Source organism: Nitratireductor aquibiodomus NL21 = JCM 21793, from assembly GCF_000615975.1.
GTDB lineage: Bacteria > Pseudomonadota > Alphaproteobacteria > Rhizobiales > Rhizobiaceae > Nitratireductor > Nitratireductor aquibiodomus.
The window spans coordinates 1-3,198 of record NZ_BAMP01000162.1 but is presented as its reverse complement, the minus strand read 5'-3'; the positions used below and the strand labels follow the sequence as shown (position 1 = coordinate 3,198).

At 61.9% G+C, this 3,198-nt stretch carries 4 protein-coding genes and 3 pseudogenes; all 7 read right to left on the bottom strand.

Annotated features, from left to right (window positions below):
- A pseudogene (locus JCM21793_RS22770) lies at positions 1-591 on the bottom strand (SulP family inorganic anion transporter); the annotation flags it as partial.
- A 128-nt stretch (positions 592-719) separates the two neighbouring features.
- A complete protein-coding gene (locus JCM21793_RS22765; RefSeq protein ID WP_025031833.1) occupies positions 720-992 on the bottom strand; it encodes a helix-turn-helix domain-containing protein in 273 nt (90 codons plus the stop codon).
- A gap of 78 nt (positions 993-1,070) precedes the next feature.
- Positions 1,071-1,478 carry a DUF1761 domain-containing protein gene (locus JCM21793_RS22760; protein WP_025031832.1) on the bottom strand — a complete coding sequence of 136 codons (408 nt, stop codon included), beginning with the start codon at positions 1,476-1,478 and terminating at the stop codon, positions 1,071-1,073.
- 55 nt (positions 1,479-1,533) lie between these two features.
- A pseudogene (locus JCM21793_RS27910) lies at positions 1,534-2,246 on the bottom strand (class I SAM-dependent methyltransferase).
- Positions 2,201-2,626, bottom strand: a complete 426-nt coding sequence (locus JCM21793_RS22750; RefSeq protein WP_025031831.1) for an EVE domain-containing protein — start codon at positions 2,624-2,626, stop codon at positions 2,201-2,203. Before JCM21793_RS22750 ends, JCM21793_RS27910 begins: the two are co-directional and overlap by 46 nt.
- Positions 2,626-2,922 carry a YciI-like protein gene (locus JCM21793_RS22745; RefSeq protein WP_025031830.1) on the bottom strand — a complete coding sequence of 99 codons (297 nt, stop codon included), beginning with the start codon at positions 2,920-2,922 and terminating at the stop codon, positions 2,626-2,628. The genes JCM21793_RS22750 and JCM21793_RS22745 overlap by 1 nt, the downstream gene beginning before the upstream one ends.
- A gap of 15 nt (positions 2,923-2,937) precedes the next feature.
- Positions 2,938-3,198, bottom strand: a pseudogene (locus JCM21793_RS27905) (NAD(P)H-dependent glycerol-3-phosphate dehydrogenase); the annotation flags it as partial.

The window sequence follows — 3,198 nt, the reverse complement described above, 5'->3', positions numbered from 1 at the left end:
CCGCCACCGAGCCAAGCGCCAGCAGAAGTGCTGCGGAGTTCACCGTCGGCGCGGCCTGTGCCAGCGCCTGCAGCTTGGGGATGAAAGGCCCGGGCTCCGCGCCCGTCAGCGTCAGGCCGAAGAAATCCTTGAGCTGGCTCGTCAGGATGATGACGCGATGCCGGAGGTAAAGCCAACGGTGACGGGATAGGGCACATATTTGATGAAGGTGCCGAGCCTCAAGAGACCAATGGCAAGCAGGATGAAACCGGAGAGGAAGGTGGCGAGGATCAGCCCGTCTATGCCGTGCGCCTGCACCGTGGCGAAAACGAGCACGATGAACGCGCCCGCCGGACCGCCGATCTGAAACCGACTGCCGCCAAGCGCCGAAACCAGAAAGCCGCCGACAATGGCCGTATAGAGCCCGCGCTCCGGCGGCACGCCCGAAGCGATGGCGATGGCCATGGACAAGGGCAGTGCGATGATCGCGACCGTCAGGCCGGCAACGATGTCGGCCTTGAGCGCACCAAGGCCATAGCCCTCGCGCAGCACGGTCAGCAGTTTGGGCGTGAAAAGAGCAGTGAAGCCGGGGCGCGTGGCGCTCGCCTGCATAGGGAAGCCTCATACCATCGGCAGCGGAAGGCCGTCGGCGGATTTGCAGGCGGTCGCCGTTGCGTTCTCATCATTCCCGCAGTTCCGGACGCAAAACCGGTTTCAACTTTTGCTGGAACTGCGTTGTCTCAGACGGTTTTCGCCTTTGCCGGGGTTGGCTCTCTGAAGCGTACACCGCGTCCGGTGCCGTGGCTGGGTGCATGGTCACCGATCAGCTCGATGCCGGCTGCCCCCAGCGCCTCGACCACCTTGGAAAGCGTGTCGACCACACCGCGCACATTGCCTTCGCTTGCCTCCATCCTCTGGATGGTCGGCAGGGAAACGCCCGAAAGCTCGGCCAGTTGCTTCTGGTCGATGCCCAAAAGGGCTCGGGCGGCGCGCATCTGTGCTGCGGTTATCATTGGCGCTCCGTCTTTGAGAGTATATACAGTCTTTTAGTATTGATGTCTAGAACATCAATATTGATGGTTTTAGAAGGATCAAATGCCGAAAAATCCGATCACCCCGCCCATGATGAGCGCGACGCCCAGCCAATGGCCGGCGTCGATCAGGGTCAGGTCCCAGCCAAAGCCTTCATAGCGCTGGTTGACAGCAACGGTCGTGGCCATGAAGCCGAGCCAGATGAAGGCACCGGAGACAACGCCGTTCCAGAAGGTCACTTGGCCTGCGCCCAGATGGCCGATCACGCCGGCCAGAACCCATGCCATGATCAGTTCGGCCAAGAACGAGGTGATGAAAAGCGACGGTTCCATCCTGGCGTCTTCGGGCTTGATGCGAGCGGCCTTCATCCACGGCTTGCCGAGCGCGCCGTAATAAATGGCGCCGAACATGAACGCTGCGATGGCGGCAACGAGAATGGCGAGATAGTTGAGACCGGCGAAATCCATGGGGTTCTCCTCACATGTCCAGCGGGGCGGATTGAACCCGCACTCCACAAAGCGGTCAAGCGAATTGCCAGACGGTAGTACGCTTCACCTCTGCGTCTTCGAGCGCACGGGTCACCGGCACGATATAACTCGCCAGTTCGGCAAGGTGTTCGCGCGGCAGGTAGCTCCGGCCGGGGTCGCCGACAATGACCGTCGCGCCTGTGTCTGACAGGCGCTCGAACCATGGCACCAGCGTGTCGGTCATCGCCCGGTCGTAGAACACATCGCCGGCAAGCACCGCGTCCCATTCGCCTGTTGCGCCGGTGAGGTCTTCCTGCGTGGTCTCGAACTGCACATCGTTCGCGGCCATGTTCAGCGCACAGGCCGGTCCGCTGAACGGGTCGATGTCCGCTGCCAGAACATGTTTCGCGCCTGCCTTCATGGCGGCGATGGCGACAAGCCGGATCCGGTCGCAAAGTCGAGAACGGTTTTCCCCCGCACGGTTTCGGGGTGATCGAGAATGTAGCGCGAAAGCCCCTGACCACCCGCCCATGCGAAGGCCCAGAAAGGGGGCGGCAGGCCGATCTCTGCAAGCTCCTCCTCCGTGCGTTGCCAAAGATCGTGCGCCTCATCGGCCAGATGAAGCGCGACCTCCGCCACATGTGGCGGGCGTATCAGCGCCGTGTTGGCGTGGATGAACGCCGCCGCATTGTCCGGGGTGATGCGCCGCACGGGGGAAAGGCTCAGGGTGCCTTGTCGAGGCCGCCCATGCGGCAGATCTCGGCCCATTCGTCCGGCCGCACCGGCTGCACGGAAAGCCTCGAATTGTTGACCAGGATCATCTCCGAAAGCTTCGGATTGGCCTTGATCTCGGCCAGCGTGACCGGGCGAGGGATGTCCTTGACCGCGCGGATATCCACGCATTCCCAACGCGGATCATCGGTGGTCGTGTCGGGATGCGCCAGCGCGCACACTTCCACGATGCCCACCACGGAAGTTTCCTTGACCGAGTGGTAGAAGAAGCCGAGGTCGCCGAGCTTCATCTCGCGCATGTTGTTGCGCGCCTGATAGTTTCGCACGCCGTCCCACTGCTCGCCCTTATCGCCCTTTTTCTTCTGCATCTCCCACGACCAGGTGGAAGGCTCGGACTTGAACAGCCAATAGGCCATCACGCATTCTCCGGATTGTTGAAGACCCAGTTCCAGGCCCGTATTTCAACGGATTCGAAAAGGCCCGCAAGAGCATAGGGGTCTGCGGCGGCGATCAGTTCCGCTGCCGCCTGGTCCTCGGCCTCCACTGCAACAAGGCTGCCGCAGGGCTTGCCTTCATCGTCAAGGAATGGCCCTGCGAATTTCAGCGCGCCGTTTTCGTTGAGCCCGTTCAGGAATTCCACGTGTTGGGGCCGTGTGCTCATGCGTGTTTCCAGATGGCCGGGCTTGTCCCGGCAGATGATGGCGAAGATCATGCGTTTCCCCTTTTGTCAGGTTTCGCTTTTTAGCGGACGTGAAAGCAGGGCTTCCATGGCAGCCTGCACAGTCAGCCTGCCTTTGAGAAGTTCTGTCACGCTTTCGATAATGGGTGCTTCGAGGCCGCGTTCGCGCACGATACGCGCGGCGATGCCGGCCGTATGCGCGCCTTCGGCCAGCGGTCGGCCTTCAAGCTCTCGCCGCGACCGAGTGCAGCGCCATAGGCAAAATTGCGCGATTGCTCCGAGCCGCAGGTCAGGATCAGGTCGCCGAGG

Bases quoted from the DNA above. Each gene is read 5' to 3' on its own strand.
- JCM21793_RS22765 (WP_025031833.1), bottom strand. From the start codon at position 992: ATGATAACCGCAGCACAGATGCGCGCCGCCCGAGCCCTTTTGGGCATC.
- JCM21793_RS22760 (WP_025031832.1), bottom strand. From the start codon at position 1,478: ATGGATTTCGCCGGTCTCAACTATCTCGCCATTCTCGTTGCCGCCATC.
- JCM21793_RS22745 (WP_025031830.1), bottom strand. From the start codon at position 2,922: ATGATCTTCGCCATCATCTGCCGGGACAAGCCCGGCCATCTGGAAACA.
- JCM21793_RS22750 (WP_025031831.1), bottom strand. From the start codon at position 2,626: ATGGCCTATTGGCTGTTCAAGTCCGAGCCTTCCACCTGGTCGTGGGAG.